We start from the raw sequence: 18,000 nt of genomic DNA, 5'->3' as shown, positions 1-18,000 counted from the left end.
CTTTACTCCGCGTCGCTGCCGTCTTCTTCAACGGCGCGATAGAGTTCCAGTTCATTGCCGCGCAGCGTCACGACATGGAGCAGGTTGGTCGCCCCCGGCGTGCCGAAGGGAACGCCCGCCAGCGCCACCAGCTTGGACCCGGCCACGCCGAACCCATGGCGCAGCGCCATGCGCTTGCCCTTGGCGATCATTTCCTCGAACGAACCGATGTCGCGCGTGTGGACCGCATGGGCGCCCCACAGCAGCGCGGAGCGGCGCGCGGTGTTCTGGCTGGGCGTCAGCACCAGCATCGGCACCGAGGGACGCTCGCGCGCGACGCGGCGCGAGGTCGAGCCCGAACCGGTGAACACGATGAGGCCCGTCAGCGTGACGGTATCGGCAATCGCGGCGCAGGCCTTGGCCAGAGCGTCGGCGGTGGTCTGGTCCGGGTTGATCACGGCCAGATGGACGCGCTGGCGATAGTACGAATCATTTTCGACCTGCGTGGCGATGCGGTGCATGATCGTCACCGCTTCTTCCGGCCACTGACCCGCCGCCGTTTCGGCCGAGAGCATCACCGCATCGGCCCCGTCATAGACCGCATTGGCCACGTCCGAGACTTCGGCGCGGGTGGGGGCCGGGCTCTCGATCATCGATTCGAGCATTTGCGTGGCCACGATCACCGGCTTGCCGCTGCGGCGGGTCAGCTCGACAATGCGCTTCTGGATCGGGGGCACTTCTTCGGGCAGCAGTTCGACGCCAAGGTCGCCGCGGGCGACCATGATGCCGTCCGACAATTCGATGATGCCTTCGAGCGTTTCAAGCGCGGCGGGCTTTTCGATCTTGGCGATCAGCGCGCCATGGCCGCCCATCAGACGGCGGCATTCGGCCACGTCTTCGGGCCGCTGGACAAAGGAGAGGCCAATGAAATCCGCGCCATGCTCGATCGCAAAGGCCAGATCGCGGCGGTCCTTCTCGGTCAGCGCCGGAACCGGCACCACCGCATCGGGAATGTTCACGCCCTTGCGGTCGGAGATCACCCCGCCCACTTCGGCGCTGCACAGGATTTCGTTTTCATCGGCGCGGATCACGCGCAGGCGCAGCTTGCCGTCGTCGATGAGCAGGCGCTGGCCCTTTTGCAGGATGCCGAACAGTTCCGGGTGGGGCAGGCACACGCGGTTTTCATCGCCCGGTTCCGGATTGCGGTCAAAGGTGAAATGGCCCGAATGGCGGATCACCGCCCGGCCATCCTTGAACGCGCCCACGCGCAGCTTCGGCCCCTGAAGATCGGCCAGAATGGCGATGGGCTTTTTCAGCTTGGCTTCGACCGCGCGCACATTGGCGATGGTCTTGGTATGCACCGAATGGTCAGCATGGCTCATGTTGACGCGGAAAGCATCCGCCCCCGCACGCACCAGCTTCTCGATCATCTCCGGATCACTGCTGGCCGGGCCGAGCGTTGCCAGAATCTTGACCTTGCGGCCGCGCGGATTGAGTTTCGTCACACCGATTTCTCCCTTTGGGACGGGCATCAGCCTATGGCAAAGGCTGGTTGCAAACCCAAGAACAACTCACTCCGGATGGACCCATGAATATGAATGCACCACAAACGATTCCCGATCCGCTCGATGAACTCGACGATGCACATGCCGCCGCCGCCTTTCGTCGGCTGGTCCGCCATCTGCGCCATCGCCATGATGCGCAGAACATCGACCTGATGGGCCTCTCCGGTTTTTGCCGCAATTGTCTTGCGGACTGGATCGTAGCGGCGGGTGCCCCGCTCGACAAGGGCGCGGCGCGCGAGGTGATCCATGGCATGCCCGCCGATGAATGGAAAAGCCGCTATCAGACCGAGGCGACGCCGGAGCAGATGGCCCGTATGAAGGAGAGTCTGGCCAAGAACGCACCCGGCCATTGACAGGGCGCTGATCGCAACGCTGGGGATTACTCGCCCCCCGTATTCCCCTTGCGCGCACGGCCCGCTATCTGGCCGGGCAAACCGATTCTCAACTTTGACCAATTTCGGAGATTTGACCCATGGCTGAAATGGCAGCTGACGAACGCCTGCGCCTGCTGATCGAGCGTATCGAGCGTCTGGAAGAAGAAAAGAAGGGCATCAGCGACGACATCAAGGATGTCTATAACGAGGGCAAGGCCACCGGCTATGACCCCAAGGCGATGAAGCAGGTGGTCCGCATCCGCAAGATGAAGCCGGACGACCGCAAGGAGCAGGAAGCGATCCTGGAGGTTTACCTCAACGCTCTGGGCATCGACTGATCGATCCGGGTAAAGGAGGGGGGGCGGATTTCCGCCCTCCCGCCCTTGCCCCTGCCTTGCCCAAAGGCCGCATCTCGGCTATCGGCGCTGCCAACTCCACACATAGCGATATGAAGTGATCCATGGCAGGCCATTCCAAATTCAAGAACATCATGCACCGCAAGGGCGCTCAGGATAAGAAGCGTTCGGCGCAGTTCTCCAAGCTTTCGCGCGAAATCACCGTGGCGGCCAAGATGGGTATGCCCGATCCGGACATGAACCCGCGCCTGCGCGCCGCCGTCAACGCGGCCAAGGCCCAGTCGATGCCCAAGGACAACATCCAGCGCGCCATCGACAAGGCGAGCAAGGGCGATGCTGAAAACTATGAAGAAGTGCGCTACGAGGGCTATGGCCCGGGCGGCGTGGCGATCATCGTCGAGGCGCTGACCGACAACCGCAACCGCACCGCCACCAATGTGCGCACCGCCTTTGCCAAGAACGGCGGCAACCTTGGCGCCAGCGGCGCGGTGTCGCATGGTTTCGACCGCCTCGGCCTGATCGAATATCCCGCCAGCGTGGGCGATGAGGACAAGGTTCTGGAAGCCGCCATCGAGGCCGGCGCCGAGGATGTCGAATCGGATATGGGCGATGGGGACGAAAACCCCGGCAGCCACTCGATCTGGGTCGCGGTCGATTCGCTCCACCCCGTCGCGCGCGAACTGGAAAAGGTGCTGGGCGAGGCCGAAGGCGTGAAGCTGGCCTGGCGCCCGCAGATCAAGGCGACGGTCGATGCCGATGCCGCCGCCACGCTCTTGAAGCTGATCGACGTGCTCGAAGACGATGATGACGTCCAGACCGTCTGGGGCAATTACGAAATCCCCGACGAGATCATGGCCACGCTGGGCTGATCCGGTTTTCCGCGATTTCCTGAAGGGGCGGGGGGATGATCCTCCCGCCCTTTTGCTTTATAGGGCCTGCATGATAATTTTAGGCATCGACCCGGGCCTCGTCTGCACCGGATGGGGCATTGTCGCCAAATCGGGCAGCCGCATCAGCCATGTCGCCAATGGCCAGATCCGCACCGACAAGGAAGGCTCGATGGCCTCGCGCCTGCTCGAACTGGACACGACCATCGCGCGCGTGATCGAGATCTACAAACCCGACTTCGGCGTGGTCGAGGAAATCTTCGTCAACGTGAACCCGCAATCCACGCTCAAACTTGGGCAGGCGAGGGGGGCGGCTTTGCTATCCTTGGCGCGCGCTGGGCTGCCGGTGTCGGAATACCCTTCCAAGGTGGTGAAAAAGGCGCTGGTCGGCACCGGCGGCGCGGCCAAGGAGCAGGTGCAGCATATGCTCAAAGTGCTGCTGCCGGGGGTTAAATTGGCGGGGGCGGATGCGGCGGACGCGCTGGCCGTGGCGATCACCCATGCGCATCATGTGGGGAGTCATATTTGATCTGTTAGGGGTTTTTGCCTCCGGCGGGTTAAGGGCGGGGGCCCTTAACAATCCCGGTATTGTCTATGTTGCGCTATGGGGGCGGATTGGTGCGAGAGTTGATTTTAAAGCCTGCGGCGCTTCTGGCGTTGTGCTCGCCGCGCCGCAGGCTTTAAAAGTATCGGCCCCATTTACCCCTTGGCCGTTCTTGCGCCAACCCATTAACGGGATTGCAAAGGGCCCCCGCCCTTTGCCCGCCGGAGGCAAACCTTCCCCTCCCTGTCAAAAAATGTTCCCAAATCGTTCTCCCCCGGCTAGGGTGCGCGCATGATTGCGAAACTGACCGGCATATTGGACGACTTCGGCCCCGACTGGGCTGTGATTGACGTCAATGGCGTTGGCTATCTGGTGTTCTGCTCGGGCCGGACGCTGTCCGCGCTGGGCATTCGGGGCGATGCCTGCACGGTCTATACCGAGATGCAGGTGAGCGAGACAGATATGCGCCTGATCGGTTTCACCAGCGCCGGGGAGCGGGCTTGGTTCAAGCTGCTGACGGTGGTGCAGGGCGTAGGGTCTAAGGTGGCCTTGGCGATCCTGTCCGCCCTGACGGTTGAGGAATTGCAGCGCGCCTGCGCGGGCGGAGACGCGGCGATGGTCGCGCGGGCCAATGGCGTGGGACCGAAACTGGCCGCGCGCATCGTCAATGAGTTGAAGGACAAGGCGGGCGCCTTGCCGGTGGGGCCTGCGGGCGCGGCGGTTTCGGCGGGTGTGGCCATGCCGGAGGGCAATGTTGCGGGCGATGTCGTCTCGGCCTTGCAGAACCTTGGCTTCAAACCCAACGTGGCCGCCAGCGCCACCGACGCCGCCATCGCCGAACTGGGCGAGGAGGCGGGGGTTTCCGCGCTAATCCGCGTGGCGTTGAAGAAGGCAGCGGGATGAAGGCCGCGCTACGCTTTCTGGCCTATGGGATTTATGCGATGGTCGCAGGGGCTATCTTGCTGCGATGGTCGATGGATTTCTTGGCCGTTGGTGAACCAGAGTGCCATTTTACGGAACAAGGTTGCCCTGTGAGAAGCATATGGGAGTTGCTCTACTCTTTCGCGAGTCATTTGAGTGTCCCGTTCATGCTGGTTGTTTTGTTCAAGCATTACCGACGTTTCTTGTACCAAGTCCTTGGCCACGCACTTTCTGAACGGCCCCATCCATGACCGATAACCCCCTCCTTTCCGCCCATCGCCAGATCGAGGATATGGACGCCGCGCTGCGTCCGAAATCTCTGGCCGAATTCGTGGGGCAGGCGGCGGCCAAGGACAACCTCCACGTCTTCATCGAATCGGCCAAATCGCGTGGCGAGGCGCTCGATCACACGCTGTTTTTCGGCCCGCCGGGGCTGGGCAAGACCACGCTGGCGCAGATTATCGCGCGCGAGCTAGGCGTCAATTTCAAGGCCACCTCCGGCCCGGTGATCGCCAAGGCGGGCGATCTGGCCGCGCTGCTGACCAATCTTGAGCATGGCGATGTGCTGTTCATCGACGAAATCCACCGCCTCAATCCGGTGGTCGAGGAAGTGCTGTACCCCGCGATGGAGGACCGCGCGCTCGACCTGATGATCGGCGAAGGCCCTTCGGCGCGCTCGGTGCGGATCGACCTGCCGCCTTTCACACTGATCGGCGCGACCACGCGCGCGGGCCTGCTGCAAACGCCTTTGCGCGACCGTTTCGGCATTCCGGTGCGGCTGCAATTTTACAGTGTGGATGAGCTTGAACGCGTGATCTCGCGCGGGGCGGGCCTGCTGGGCATCGGCATTGCCGCCGAGGGCGCGCGAGAGATCGCCCGCCGTTCGCGCGGCACGCCGCGCGTGGCCGGGCGCCTGCTGCGCCGCGTGCGCGATTTCGCCCATGTTGCGGGCAGCGAGGTGATTACCCAGTCTATTGCCGACAATGCGCTGACCCGGCTCGAGGTCGACAATGCGGGGCTGGATGCCCAGGATCGTCGCTATCTGACGATGATCGCCGATATCTACAAGGGCGGGCCGGTGGGGGCCGACACGCTGGCCGCGGGCCTGTCTGAGCCGCGCGATACGATCGAAGAGGTGATCGAGCCCTACCTGATCCAGCTTGGCATGGTGGCGCGTACCGCGCGCGGGCGCTGTCTGAATGACCGTGGCTGGCAGCATCTTGGCCTGACACCGCCCAGCGGGCAGGGCGCGCAGGGCGGGCTGTTTGATGCCGGCGAAGGCGAATAAACCGCGAATCCGTCTCATAGCGGGACAGTTGATGGTTAAATCCCTATGAATAGGTGCAAGTCCCGATTCAGGACAGTCGAACCCTCCCCATCAGGTTGTCGGCTGCTCCTTCCTGCATGATCTCTCAGGTGAGGGCAGAATCGCCTTGCCTCTGAAAGGAGGCTGGCCGCTGCCGACCACAGGAAAGAGAGATGGTTATGTCGGTTCGTTTGGGGCTCGCCAAAGTTGCCGGTCTGGTGGCAGGCACCGCGCTGATTGGCGGCGGGGCGGTGCATATCGCCGAAAAGGCCAGCAGCAACAAACCGCAATATGTCAAACACGCCAAGGCCCATAAAGCCCCCGTGCGCAAGCGGGTGGTGACCCGGACGGTTGTGGTCCAGAAGGATTGCTGCACCCGGACCGTGACGCGGACCGCGATGGTGCCGATGCCGCCGCCGGGCCTGCCCGCGGCCGATCTTACGCCCAACACGCCCGCCCCCGCGCCCAGTCCGCTCTCGGCCGAACGCGCGCGCGGCTATTACAGCAATTGGGGCTTTGGCGGCGGCTATATCGGCGGCTTCTTTGGCGGGACCAGCGGCAATGTGATTGTGGTGAACTCCAGCGGATCGACCACGGGTTCGACCTCCACCACGGGCGGGACCACGACATCGACCACGGGCGGGACCACCACGTCGACCACGGGCGGCACGACCACCACCACGACTGGCGGAACCACAACCACCACGACCGGCGGCACGACCACAACCACCGGGGGCACCACCACAACCACGACCGGCGGAACCACCAGCACCAGCACCACGGGCGGCACTCAGGTGCCGGCGCCGCCGATGCTGCTGCTGTTTGGGGGTGCGGCAGGCGCGATGTTTGCCCGCCGCCGCAAGGGCAAGGCTCAGGCCGCCTGAGGCCAGCCATCCGTGTAACAAAAGGCGCCGCCCGGATCATTCCGGCGGCGCCTTTTTTATGGCCACGACAAACCTTGCGCCCATAAAAAAGGGGCGGCCCGCGAAGGCCGCCCCCTCTTTTTGGCATCAAGCCGTCGCTTACGCGGCCAGCTTGCGCAGCACGTACTGCAGGATGCCGCCATTGTTGAAATACTCGATTTCATTGGCGGTATCGATGCGGCACAGCGCGGTGAAGGTGAACTTGGTGCCATCCTTGCGGGTGACTTCCACGGTCACGTCCTGACGCGGCTTGAGCGAAGCAACGCCGTGGATCGTGAAGGTGCAGTCGCCGTCCAGGCCCAGCGTCTGGCGGTTTTCGCCATCCTTGAACTGGAGCGGAAGCACGCCCATGCCGACCAGGTTCGAGCGGTGGATACGCTCGAAGCTTTCGACGATCACGGTGCGAACGCCCAGCAGGTTGGTGCCCTTGGCGGCCCAGTCACGCGACGAACCGGTGCCATATTCCTTGCCCGCGATCACGACCAGCGGCGTGCCGTCGGCCTTGTGCTTCTGGGCCACGTCGAACACGGCGCCGACTTCGTCACCATAGCGGCTCATGCCGCCTTCGATGCCGGGGACCATTTCGTTCTTGATGCGGATGTTGGCAAAGGTGCCGCGCATCATGACTTCGTGGTGGCCGCGGCGCGCGCCATAGCTGTTGAAGTCGGCCTTGGCGACCTGACGCTCCATCAGCCATTCACCAGCGGGGCTGTCGGCCTTGATGTTGCCGGCGGGGCTGATGTGGTCGGTGGTGATCGAATCGCCCAGGATCAGCAGCGGCTTGGCTTCGATGATGTCCTGAACCGGGGCCGGTTCCATGGTCATGCCTTCGAAGTAGGGCGGATTGGCGACATAGGTCGATCCGGCCTGCCAGTTGTAGGTTTCGCTGCCCACAACGTTGATCGCCTGCCAATGCTTGTCGCCCTTATAGACGTCGGCATAGCGGGCCATGAACATCGGACGGTCCATGCAGCCGGCCATCGTGGTGGCGACTTCTTCGTTGGTCGGCCAGATGTCCTTGAGGAACACGTCCTTGCCTTCGTTCGACACGCCGATCGGGGTCGTGGTGAAATCTTCGATCACCGTGCCCTTGAGCGCATAGGCCACCACCAGCGGCGGCGAAGCAAGGAAGTTGGCGCGCACGTCGGGGCTGACGCGGCCTTCGAAGTTGCGGTTGCCCGAGATCACGGCGGCGGCAACAAGGCCGTTTTCGTTGATCGCCTTGCTGATCGGTTCGGCCAGCGGGCCGGAATTGCCGATGCAGGTGGTGCAGCCATAGCCGACGAGGTTGAAACCAACGTTGTCGAGGTGCTTTTGCAGGCCGGCCTTTTCGAGATAGTCGGTGACGACCTGCGAACCGGGGGCGAGCGACGTCTTGACCCAGGGCTTCGGCTTGAGGCCCAGTTCGTCAGCCTTCTTGGCCACAAGCCCTGCCGCCACCAGAACCGAGGGGTTCGAGGTGTTGGTGCAGGAGGTGATCGCCGCGATGGTCACGTCGCCGTCGCCGATGTCAAAGTCCTTGCCTTCGACCGGAACGCGGGTCTGGGCCTTCTTGTAGACATTGGCCATGTCGGCGTTGAACACATCGTCCACTTCAGGCAGCGAGACGCGGTCCTGCGGACGCTTGGGACCGGCGAGCGAAGGCACGACCGTCGAGAGGTCGAGTTCGAGCGTGGAGGAGAAGATCGGTTCGACGGCGGGGTCGATCCAGAAGCCCTGCTCCTTGGCATAGGCTTCGACCAGTTCGATCTGGCCTTCGTCGCGGCCGGTCAGACGCAGATAGTCCAGCGTCTTGTCGTCAATGCCGAAGAAGCCGCAGGTCGCGCCATATTCGGGCGCCATGTTGGCCAGCGTGGCGCGGTCGGCCAGCGACAGGTCGGCAAGGCCGGGGCCGAAATATTCGACGAAACGGCCCACCACGCCATGCTTGCGCAGCATGTTGGTCGCGGTCAGCACGAGGTCCGTCGCGGTCACGCCTTCCTGCAGGCGGCCGGTGAACTTGAAGCCGACCACTTCGGGGATCAGCATCGAGACGGGCTGGCCCAGCATCGCGGCTTCGGCCTCAATGCCGCCCACGCCCCAGCCCAGCACGCCAAGGCCGTTGACCATGGTGGTGTGGCTGTCGGTGCCCACGCAAGTGTCGGGATAGGCGACGGTTTCGCCGTTCTGGTCCAGCGAAGTCCACACCGCCTGGGCGATGTTTTCAAGGTTCACCTGATGGCAGATGCCGGTGCCCGGCGGCACGGCATAGAAATTGTTGAGCGACTTGGAACCCCACTTCAGGAAGTCATAGCGCTCCATGTTGCGGTGATATTCGATCTCCACGTTCTGTTCGAACGCCTTGGGATGACCGAATTCGTCCACCATCACCGAGTGGTCGATGACCAGGTTGACGGGAACCAGCGGGTTGATCTTCGACGTGTCGCCGCCCAGCTTGGCGATGGCATCGCGCATCGCGGCAAGGTCGACCACGCAGGGCACGCCCGTGAAGTCCTGAAGCAGCACGCGCGCGGGGCGATACTGGATTTCGTTCGACGATTCGCTGGGGTTCTTCTGCCAATCGACAATCGCCTGAATGTCGGCGGTCGAAACGGTGAAACCGCCGTCTTCAAAGCGCAGCAGGTTTTCCAGCAGCACCTTCATCGAGAACGGCAGGCGGCTGATGTCGCCAAACTTTTCGGCGGCCTTCTTCAGCGAATAATAAGCGACTTCCTTGCCACCGGCGCTCAGTTTCGAGCGGGTGCCGAGCGAGTCCTGTCCGACCTGGGTCATACGGGCGTCTTCCTCACCTCAATTGGCCCAGAGACGGAAAAAGACGAAAAAGCGCGGTTAGGCGCTATTCTCGCCTGTGCCTTTGGGCGGTTGCAGCATGAGGGCCGATGCGCGTGATTCCGCCTCGCGTCAAGGGCGCGAAAGGTGGAAAAAGGAATGAAGAGGGGCCGGTTGCCGTGATATTGTTGCTATTGCGAATTGTTATCCAAAATAAGCGTAAATGGCCCCGTATTTGTCATGGAAATGGCCGCCAAACCCATTTGGCCGATCACAGCCCGACCTGTTCGGTATGCTCGCCCTTCTGTCCGCCCGCGCCCAGCCAGCATCCCGCCACCACCAGCATCGCCCCGCCCAGTGTATAGATGTCGAGCCTTTCGCCAAACCAGATCCAGCCCATCAGCGCCGCCCAGAGGAAGCCGGAATATTCCACCGGCAGCAGCCGATGCGCGGGCGCCCGTGCCCAGCCCCACGACAGCAGCATCAGCGACACGAAAGACAGGCCCGCCGAGCCGTACAGATCGAGCCACACCGCCCCATGCGGCACCGGCGGCATGCCGATCGCCAGACCCGCCGCGGCCAGCAGGCAGGCGGTGAACAAAGATTGGAAAAAGGCGATTTCGGCCGGCGGCGCCATTTGCGCCTGATGCCTTTGTATCACCAGATTGGCGGCATAGAGCACCGCCGAGCCCAGAATGGCGAGCATCCCCTGCCATGCCTGCGCCTCCATGGCGCCGCCGCCCTGCATCCGCCCCAAGCCGATCACGCCCACCCCCAGCAGCCCCAGCACCGAGGCCCCCAGCGCGCGCCGCGTGATCGCCTCGCCCAGCGCGAAACCGGCCATGAACAGCGCGATGATCGGCGCAATGAACGTCAGCGCCATGCCCACCGCCATCGGCGTGCGCACGATGCCCCAGAAAAAGGTTACGGCCATCGCGCTGGTCACACTGGCGCGCATCGCATGCATCACCATCCGCCGCCCCGGCCACGCGCGGGGATGGGCGATTTGCCACACCACCACGCCAAGCCCCGCCCCGATGATGTTGCGCCACAGCAAGGCGGCATGCACCCCGGCATCGATCGAGGCCCGCTTCATCAAGGCATCCATCACGCTGAAAGTGGCAATTCCGCTCGCCGCGGCAACTAGGGGAAGAAACAAAGGGCGCGCCATGATCGTTAAGAGCCTAGCGGGCTTGCGCCAAGTCGTCACTATGAGAAGGTAGGTCGAGCTTGCATGCGGCGCGGTGTTCAGCCAACAGACAGGGGCAATGCTGGATGGTATGCGACGAACTGTGCTTGGCTGGCGTTGAATTGAGTGGTTTGGGCCGGGCGAAAAGGGGCGTTGAATGATGATGAACACGCGCAAGCTGATGATGGGCGGAATGATTCTGGCCTTGGGGACGGGGCTGGGCGCCCTTTATCCCGCCATGGCGCAGGACCGTCCGATCGAGGGCAAGCAGGGGTTGGGCAAGCTGCCCAACGTGCGCCCGGCAAGCATGGCGACACCCGCGCCCACGCCCACCACCAGCCCGTCGCCCACCCCGCGCCCCGGCGCTTCGCCCACCCCGCGTCCGGGCGCGGCCCCCAGCGGCGGGCCGACCCTGCGGCCCACGCCCTTGCCCGGCCCCTCGGCCAGCCCGTCCGGCACGCCCACCCCCTATCCCACGCCCAGCCCGTCGCCGGGCGCCACGCCGGTGCAGGAAGCGGTGGTCAACTGGAGCGTGGCCGACGCCGGCGATTTGCTGGCCGCGATCATGGCGATTGGCGAGGAGGGCCTGTTTCCCGCCGATTATCAGCCCGATGCGCTGCGCGCCGCGATCAAGGGCGGCGAAGGACAGGCGCTGGACGAGCAGGCCAGCAGGAGTTTCGCATGGCTGGTCGAGGATCTGCGCGACGGACGCACGCCGATGACCGCGCGGGTGCAGTGGTTTGCTGTCGATCCCGATCAGGATGACAATCCCACCACCGCCCTGATGCAGCGCGCCACCACCAACCATGACGTGCCGGGCACGCTGGCCAGTCTGGCGCCGACCTATCCCGATTATGCCGCGCTCAAAGAGGCGCTGGCCGCCACGCCCAAGGCGCAGACCAAGCTGCGCGATGCCATCCGTATCAACATGGACCGCTGGCGCTGGCTGCCGCGCGATCTGGGGCCGGTCTATCTGATCACCAATGTGCCCGAGTTCCAGCTGCGCCTGGCGGTCAATGGCCGCAACATCCGCACCTATCGCACCATCGTGGGCAAGCCGGGCCGCACCGCCACGCCGCAACTGGCCGAAAAGGTCGAGGCGGTGGTGTTCAACCCGACATGGACCGTGCCGCAATCCATCGTCGTGGGCGAGGGGTTGGGCCAGCAATTGCTCGCCCGCCCGCGCGCCGGCTATAAGGTGACGCGGATGGAGGACGGCAGCCTGCAGGTGGTGCAGCAGCCGGGCAACAGCAATTCACTGGGCCGGATGAAGATCGACATGCCCAATCCGCACGCGATTTATCTGCATGATACGCCGTCGAAAAAGCTGTTCGATGCGCAGGTGCGCGCCTTTTCGCATGGCTGTATCCGCACCGACCGTGCGGTCGAATTGGGCATGACCATGGCCATTCTGGGCGCGGGGATGAGTCAGGAAGATGCCGTCGCCACCTTCGAGGCGGGCAAGTACAAGAAGATCCCGATGACGCGGACCTTCCCGGTCTATCTGACCTATTTCACCTATGGCCGCGACATCAACGGCACGCTGGCCAGCTTCAACGATCTCTATGGCCGCGACGGGCCGGTGATCGACAGTTTTCACGCGCCACGCGCGCTGCACACAACCCAGCGCAAGAGCAATGAGGAAGTGATCAAGCTGGATAATCCGCTGTAATCAGCGGGAAGGCGGCGCTGCTGAACCGATCAGCGGCGCCGCGCCGGGGCTCACGCCTCGCTGATGCGGTCGGCGTAAAGCAGGCGGCCCGCGCCCAGATGGTTCAGCACAAGGCTGAAATCTTCAGGCGCCATGGCAAAACAGCCTTCCGAACGGCCGAGTTTGCCGAATTTGGCCACCATATCGGGCGCGGCATACCATGCCGGGTGCATCACGATGGCGCGGTCAAACGCATTGGAATTGTCCAGATCCAGCCCGCGCAGCCGCATCGAGGCGCCATATTTGCCCTCATATTGGCCCGCGGTCAGATAGGCCCCGCGCGAGGTGGCATAGGAACCGATGCTGTTCGAAAACTGCTTGAGCCAGCCGACATGGGCCGGGTCCGACCCGCGGCCATGCGCCACCAGATGCGAACGCACCGCGCCGCCGACCATGTCGACAAAGTGCAGCCGCGCGTCATGCGAAGGCTTGCTGAAGTCGGCAATGGCCACGACATCGGGGCGCGCCAGGATCGCGCCGACGCGATCACGCTCGCGCATGGCAATGCCCACCACGCGGCGTTCATATTCGGTAAGACCCGAAGCCTGTGCGGCAACACGCAAAGGAGTGGCCAAGGCGACCCCGCCAAGGGCCAGCCCACCCAACAATGCACGACGGCTCAACACGTTATTCTGATTCGCGATTCCCATGTCTGTTGCAATAGGGCAACGGGGTAAATTTTTCTATTCGCCTGCGATGGAATCACGCGAGTCAGCGGCGAGTTGAGCCAAAGTTGCGCCATCAACGCGCATCACCGTCCATTGTTCCATCGGTTTTGCGCCCATGCGGCGATAGAATTCGATCGAGGGCGTGTTCCAGTCCAGCACGCTCCATTCCAGCCGCGCGCAGCCCCGCTCCTGCGCCAGAGCGGCCAGATGGAGCAGCAAGGCCTTGCCCAGCCCTGAGCCGCGCGCGGCGGGGCGGACATAGAGATCCTCAAGATAGATGCCGGGGCGCCCCTCGAAGGTGGAGAAATTGTGGAAGAAGAGCGCAAAGCCCTGTGGCGCCCCGTCGATCTGGCCGATCACCACCTCAGCCATCGGGTGCGGACCGAACAGGTGCTGCTTGAGAGCGGCCTCGTCAAAGCGGACCTCATGCGAGAGTTTCTCATATTCGGCCAGATCGCGGATCAATTGCGCGATCAGGGGAATGTCTTCGGGGGACGCCGGGCGGATCGTGTTGGTCATGATGCGCGGTTTAGCCCGATTTGCGATTCTGGGAAGCAGGCGGGAGAAGCATAAGGCACGATTTTGCAAAAACTTGTATTGACCAATGCCGCTCGACTGTGGCAATCGGCCCGCCTGTCTGAGAGGGGGATGCCCTGTTTCAGGCACCGCAAGCGAAAGCCCCAATGCTTTCAACGCGCCTGCGGGTGTAGCTCAATGGTAGAGCAGCAGCTTCCCAAGCTGAATACGAGGGTTCGATTCCCTTCACCCGCTCCAAGCCTAGGAAAATCAAGGATTTAGGCGAAGATCAGGGCCTGTGCAGCCCAAAGGTGTCGCACATTTCGACGCCAAAAACCCAGATAAGACCATCAAATCATTCAGAAAATCGTCCTCGCAACTGTGACCCACAACTGTCGCACAAACGATCCTTAAGAGGGTTGTGGCGCCGAGGGTCGGTCTACCAGTTCCGAATGCGGGTTCCCCGTGATCTTCAGGATACAGTTCAACAGGATCATATGGATCGATCCATCGGGACAGACGGTCCCTCGCTCGCTGCGAGGCTCTGCCGGAAAATCGGGGTGGAGATCGTTCGATGTTGCGGTTGTTGGGCCGCTCGTGCCAATCGCCCAGATAGTCGTATCTGAGGGTCACTGCCTCGAAAGAGAGAGGAACCTGCCATATTCTTGGCTTCGATTCGTCTGCGGGGGGCGACTTGGTTCGCTGACGGCGGTGTCCGCCGTCATGAATGGCCGTTGAGAGAGTCCTCAGTGCGTCGCTGCCTCTATGGCCAGGCAGCAGCCCCGGGAGGCGATATGCTTACCGGGGCTGCATTGTGCCGAAGCTTTTGCTCCCGGATTAATCGGAGCCGAAGAGGTCGCGCGTAAAGACCTTGTCTTTGACGTCTTCGAGTGTTTTGGTCATGCGATTGGCGATGATCACGTCGCATTGCGCCTTGAAACTGTCGAGGTCGCGCACCACCGGCGAGCCGAAAAAGTCATCCGAAGCCATGGCCGGTTCAAACACGACCACCGGGATACCTTTAGCCTTGACCCGCTTCATGATGCCCTGGATCGAGGACTGGCGGAAATTGTCCGATCCGGCCTTCATCACCAAACGGTAAACGCCCACGGTCTTGGGCTTCTTGTTGATGATCTGCTCGGCCAGGAAATCCTTGCGGGTGCGGTTGGCATCGACGATCGCGCGGATGAGGTTTTGAGGAACCTCGGAATAGTTCGCCAGCAATTGCTTGGTGTCCTTGGGCAGGCAATAGCCGCCATAGCCAAAGCTGGGATTGTTGTAATGCTGGCCAATGCGCGGGTCCAGACAGATGCCGTTGATGATCTGGCGCGTGTCCATCCCGCCCGCGATCGCATAGCTGTCCAATTCGTTGAAGAAGGCAACCCGCATGGCCAGATAGGTGTTGGCAAACAATTTGATCGCTTCGGCTTCATTGCTGTTGGTGCAGAGAACCTCGATGTCCTTCTTCTCTGCCCCTTCGACCAGCAGATCGGCGAAGATGCGGGCGCGCTCGGACTGTTCACCCACGATGATGCGCGAGGGGTGGAGATTGTCGTAAAGCGCACGGCCTTCGCGCAGGAATTCGGGGCTGAAGATCACCTGCTCCACCCCCAGCCGTTCACGCACGCTTTGGATGAAGCCGACGGGAATGGTTGATTTGACCACGATCGTGGCCTTGGGGTTGATCCGGGCTGCGATCTTGATGACCTCCTCGACCGAAGAGGTGTCGAACTTGTTGGTTTCGACATCGTAATTGGTGGGCGTGGCCACGATCACATAGTCGGCCCCGGTCAGGGCTTCGGTTGCATCCAGCGTGGCCAGCAGGTTCAACGGACGGTTGGCAAGAAAATCCTCGATCTCGGGATCCGAAATGGGCGACTTGCGCGCATTCAGCATGGCAACGCGTTCGGCCGAAATATCGACAGCGGCCACTTCATGGTTCTGGGCCAGCAGGATCGCATTAGCAAGGCCGACATAACCGAGGCCAAAAACTGTTATCTTCATTTCGAATACTCTCGTTTGTCATGACGCCGGTGGAGGTTATCCATCGAAATATTCGCATTATGGGTTCTTGAGCGAGTTTTCCGCCTGAGCAACGAGGTGCTTTTTGCCCCTCAGGCCGGGATGGTCAATGATTTTATGCTGCACTCGCGCAAAGGCCATGGGGAAGGTGGTGTGCCCATGATCTTAGCGATCTTGCAGCCGATGTCCTGTGCATTTTGGTCCGCGCTGGAACCATAGCTGAGGAATGTGGCGGCAACGGGGGCGATAATGGTCATTAAATTTCTGTAAAAAGGCATTTTTCTCCGCTTGGGCGCCGATGCTCTCCATCCCGGTCGGGCAAAGCAAAACCCCCGACGCAGGGCGCCGGGGGTTGTGTCTAAACTCTTGCTGCGGTTGCTCAGGCCTTGGCCAGGCGGGCCTCCAGCGCAGCCTGTTGCTCCAGGATCGCCTCGGGAAGGGCACCCAGCGCGGCCAGATCGCGACCATTGCCTTCGGCTTCCTCGCGCCAGCCATCAATGCTGACAGTCATCAGCTCGGCATATTGCTCCGGCGTGATGTTCAGGCCCGTCAGGTCGATGCCGCCTTCGACCGGGTGGCGGCCGATGACGCTCTCGGCGGCCTGCGCCTTGCCCTGCGCGCGCTCGATCACCCACTTTACCACGCGGATGTTGTCGCCATAGCCGGGCCACAGGAACTTGCCGCCGCTCTTGCGGAACCAGTTGACCAGATAGATCTTGGGCAGGTTCGCGCCGCCATGGGCGACCTTGCCGGCCATATCGACCCAGTGCTTGAAGTAGTCGCCCATCGCATAGCCGCAGAAGGGCAGCATGGCGAAGGGATCGCGGCGCAGCGCGCCGATCTTGTTTTCCGCCGCGGCCGTGCCTTCCGAGGCAAGGTTGGCCGCCAGATACACGCCATGGTTCCAGTCGAAGGCTTCGGTCACCAGCGGCACCGAGGTCGCGCGGCGCCCGCCGAACAGGAAGGCCGAAATCGGCACGCCGGCGGGATCTTCCCATTCCGCCGCGATCGAGGGGCACTGCGAGGCAGGCACCGCGAAGCGCGCGTTGGGATGGGCCGCAGGCTTGCCGCTGGCCGGATCATAGGGATTGCCCTGCCAGTCGATCAGGCCCTCGGGCACTTCCTTGGTCAGCCCTTCCCACCACACATCGCCATCGGCGGTGAGCGCCGTGTTGGTGTAGATGGCATTGGCGTAAAGCGTTTCGACCGCGTTCTTGTTGGTCTCCACGCCGGTGCCGGGGGCCACGCCGAAAAAGCCCGCTTCCGGGTTGATCGCATAGAGGCGGCCATCCGCGCCGGGGCGCATCCAGGCGATGTCGTCGCCGATGGTTTCCACCTTCCAGCCAGGCAGGGTGGATTCGAGCATCGCCATATTGGTCTTGCCGCAGGCCGAGGGGAAGGCGGCGGCCACATAATGCGCCTCGCCCACCGGCGGGGTGACTTTCAGGATCAGCATATGTTCGGCCAGCCAGCCATCATCGCGCGCCATCACGCTGGCGATGCGCAGCGCGAGGCACTTCTTGCCCAGCAGCGCATTGCCGCCATAGCCCGAACCATAGGACCAGATTTCGCGCGTTTCGGGATAGTGGACGATCCACTTTTCATCGTTGCAGGGCCACACGACATCCTCGACCCCATCGGTCAGCGGCATGCCGACCGTGTGGACGCAAGGAACGAAGAAGCCGTCGCGGCCCAGCATGTCCAGAGCAGGCTGGCCCATGCGTGCCATGATGCGCATCGAGAGCACGACATAGGCGCTGTCGGTCAGTTCGACGCCCACCACGCTGCTTTCCGAACCCAGCGGACCCATGCAGAAGGGGACGACATACATCGTGCGCCCTTCCATGCAGCCGGCAAACAGGCCGTCCAGCGTTTCGCGGGTTTCGGCCGGATCGCGCCAGTTGTTGGTCGGCCCGGCGCCTTCGGGCGTTTGCGAACAGATGAAGGTGCGGCTTTCCACGCGCGCCACGTCGCGCGGGTCCGAACGGGTGTAAAAGCTGTTGGGGCGCTTGTCCTGCGCCAGGCGCACCAGCGTGCCGGCATCCACCAGTTGCGAGGTCAGGCGATCCCATTCCTCCTGCGAACCGTCGCACCACACGATGTCCTTCGGACGGGTGAGCGCGGCGACCTCTTCAACCCAGTCGATCAGACGTTGGTTGCGGGTCGGGGCGGTCAGAACCGAATCGGGGGAAAGGGTGTCTTGGGTCATCGCGTTCCTCACCTGTGCCAAATGCAAGCGTGAATTCGAATGCTTTGGCTGCATAACATAC

16 protein-coding genes and 1 tRNA gene are annotated in these 18,000 nt (G+C 62.8%); 10 read left to right on the top strand and 7 right to left on the bottom strand.

From position 1 onward, the window contains the following. Positions 1–2: 2 nt before the first annotated feature. Positions 3–1,484 (bottom strand): pyruvate kinase, encoded by a 1,482-nt coding sequence (pyk, locus tag PQ457_RS14875; RefSeq protein WP_273617564.1) that lies wholly within the window; start codon positions 1,482–1,484, stop codon positions 3–5. 83 nt (positions 1,485–1,567) lie between these two features. Here pyk and PQ457_RS14870 point away from each other — a divergent pair, with 83 nt between their 5' ends. The 7 genes from PQ457_RS14870 to PQ457_RS14840 all read left to right on the top strand — a co-directional run bounded on the left by PQ457_RS14870 (position 1,568) and on the right by PQ457_RS14840 (position 6,816). Beyond that, on the top strand, positions 1,568–1,897 hold the full coding sequence (locus PQ457_RS14870) for a DUF1244 domain-containing protein (protein WP_273617563.1): 330 nt from the start codon (positions 1,568–1,570) through the stop codon (positions 1,895–1,897). Positions 1,898–2,016: 119 nt separating this feature from the next. Further along, positions 2,017–2,256: a DUF2312 domain-containing protein gene (locus PQ457_RS14865; protein ID WP_168603441.1), complete on the top strand. Its 240-nt coding sequence runs from the start codon at positions 2,017–2,019 to the stop codon at positions 2,254–2,256. A 122-nt stretch (positions 2,257–2,378) separates the two neighbouring features. Then, complete coding sequence (locus PQ457_RS14860; protein WP_168603442.1) at positions 2,379–3,143, top strand: YebC/PmpR family DNA-binding transcriptional regulator; 765 nt, start codon at positions 2,379–2,381, stop codon at positions 3,141–3,143. A 70-nt stretch (positions 3,144–3,213) separates the two neighbouring features. After that, complete coding sequence (ruvC, locus tag PQ457_RS14855; protein WP_273617562.1) at positions 3,214–3,690, top strand: crossover junction endodeoxyribonuclease RuvC; 477 nt, start codon at positions 3,214–3,216, stop codon at positions 3,688–3,690. Positions 3,691–3,996: 306 nt separating this feature from the next. After that, complete coding sequence (gene ruvA, locus PQ457_RS14850; protein WP_273617561.1) at positions 3,997–4,608, top strand: Holliday junction branch migration protein RuvA; 612 nt, start codon at positions 3,997–3,999, stop codon at positions 4,606–4,608. Between the two features lie 265 nt (positions 4,609–4,873). Continuing rightward, positions 4,874–5,914 (top strand): Holliday junction branch migration DNA helicase RuvB, encoded by a 1,041-nt coding sequence (gene ruvB, locus PQ457_RS14845; RefSeq protein WP_273617560.1) that lies wholly within the window; start codon positions 4,874–4,876, stop codon positions 5,912–5,914. Positions 5,915–6,111: 197 nt separating this feature from the next. Next, a complete protein-coding gene (locus PQ457_RS14840) occupies positions 6,112–6,816 on the top strand; it encodes a PEP-CTERM sorting domain-containing protein (RefSeq protein ID WP_273617559.1) in 705 nt (234 codons plus the stop codon). A 138-nt stretch (positions 6,817–6,954) separates the two neighbouring features. Here the strand turns inward: PQ457_RS14840 and acnA are convergent, their stop codons facing one another. Both acnA and PQ457_RS14830 read right to left on the bottom strand, forming a co-directional pair. Continuing rightward, positions 6,955–9,627 carry an aconitate hydratase AcnA gene (acnA, locus tag PQ457_RS14835; protein WP_273617558.1) on the bottom strand — a complete coding sequence of 891 codons (2,673 nt, stop codon included), beginning with the start codon at positions 9,625–9,627 and terminating at the stop codon, positions 6,955–6,957. Between the two features lie 268 nt (positions 9,628–9,895). After that, complete coding sequence (locus PQ457_RS14830; protein ID WP_273619345.1) at positions 9,896–10,732, bottom strand: DMT family transporter; 837 nt, start codon at positions 10,730–10,732, stop codon at positions 9,896–9,898. Positions 10,733–10,970: 238 nt separating this feature from the next. Between PQ457_RS14830 and PQ457_RS14825 the strand changes: the two genes are divergently transcribed. Beyond that, positions 10,971–12,485 carry a L,D-transpeptidase family protein gene (locus PQ457_RS14825; protein WP_273617557.1) on the top strand — a complete coding sequence of 505 codons (1,515 nt, stop codon included), beginning with the start codon at positions 10,971–10,973 and terminating at the stop codon, positions 12,483–12,485. 50 nt (positions 12,486–12,535) lie between these two features. Here the strand turns inward: PQ457_RS14825 and PQ457_RS14820 are convergent, their stop codons facing one another. Together PQ457_RS14820 and PQ457_RS14815 are read right to left on the bottom strand one after the other, a co-directional pair. Next, the gene (locus PQ457_RS14820; RefSeq protein WP_337958475.1) at positions 12,536–13,150 is read right to left on the bottom strand and encodes a murein L,D-transpeptidase catalytic domain-containing protein; all 615 of its coding nucleotides are present in this window, start codon (positions 13,148–13,150) and stop codon (positions 12,536–12,538) included. A 57-nt stretch (positions 13,151–13,207) separates the two neighbouring features. After that, positions 13,208–13,711, bottom strand: coding sequence for a GNAT family N-acetyltransferase (locus tag PQ457_RS14815; protein WP_273617556.1), 504 nt, complete (start codon positions 13,709–13,711; stop codon positions 13,208–13,210). 181 nt (positions 13,712–13,892) lie between these two features. Between PQ457_RS14815 and PQ457_RS14810 the strand changes: the two genes are divergently transcribed. Continuing rightward, positions 13,893–13,966 (top strand) — tRNA-Gly (locus tag PQ457_RS14810). 194 nt (positions 13,967–14,160) lie between these two features. After that, the gene (locus tag PQ457_RS22245; RefSeq protein ID WP_420540943.1) at positions 14,161–14,334 is read left to right on the top strand and encodes a DUF6538 domain-containing protein; all 174 of its coding nucleotides are present in this window, start codon (positions 14,161–14,163) and stop codon (positions 14,332–14,334) included. A 211-nt stretch (positions 14,335–14,545) separates the two neighbouring features. Here the strand turns inward: PQ457_RS22245 and PQ457_RS14805 are convergent, their stop codons facing one another. Continuing rightward, positions 14,546–15,712 (bottom strand): nucleotide sugar dehydrogenase, encoded by a 1,167-nt coding sequence (locus PQ457_RS14805; RefSeq protein ID WP_273617555.1) that lies wholly within the window; start codon positions 15,710–15,712, stop codon positions 14,546–14,548. Between the two features lie 397 nt (positions 15,713–16,109). Next, positions 16,110–17,939: a phosphoenolpyruvate carboxykinase (GTP) gene (locus PQ457_RS14800; protein WP_273617554.1), complete on the bottom strand. Its 1,830-nt coding sequence runs from the start codon at positions 17,937–17,939 to the stop codon at positions 16,110–16,112. Between the last annotated feature and the right edge of the window lie 61 nt (positions 17,940–18,000).

Source organism: Novosphingobium humi, assembly GCF_028607105.1.
GTDB classification, from domain to species: domain Bacteria; phylum Pseudomonadota; class Alphaproteobacteria; order Sphingomonadales; family Sphingomonadaceae; genus Novosphingobium; species Novosphingobium humi.
The sequence above is the reverse complement of the archived record's forward strand: the minus strand, read 5'-3'. Positions and strand labels throughout refer to the sequence as shown.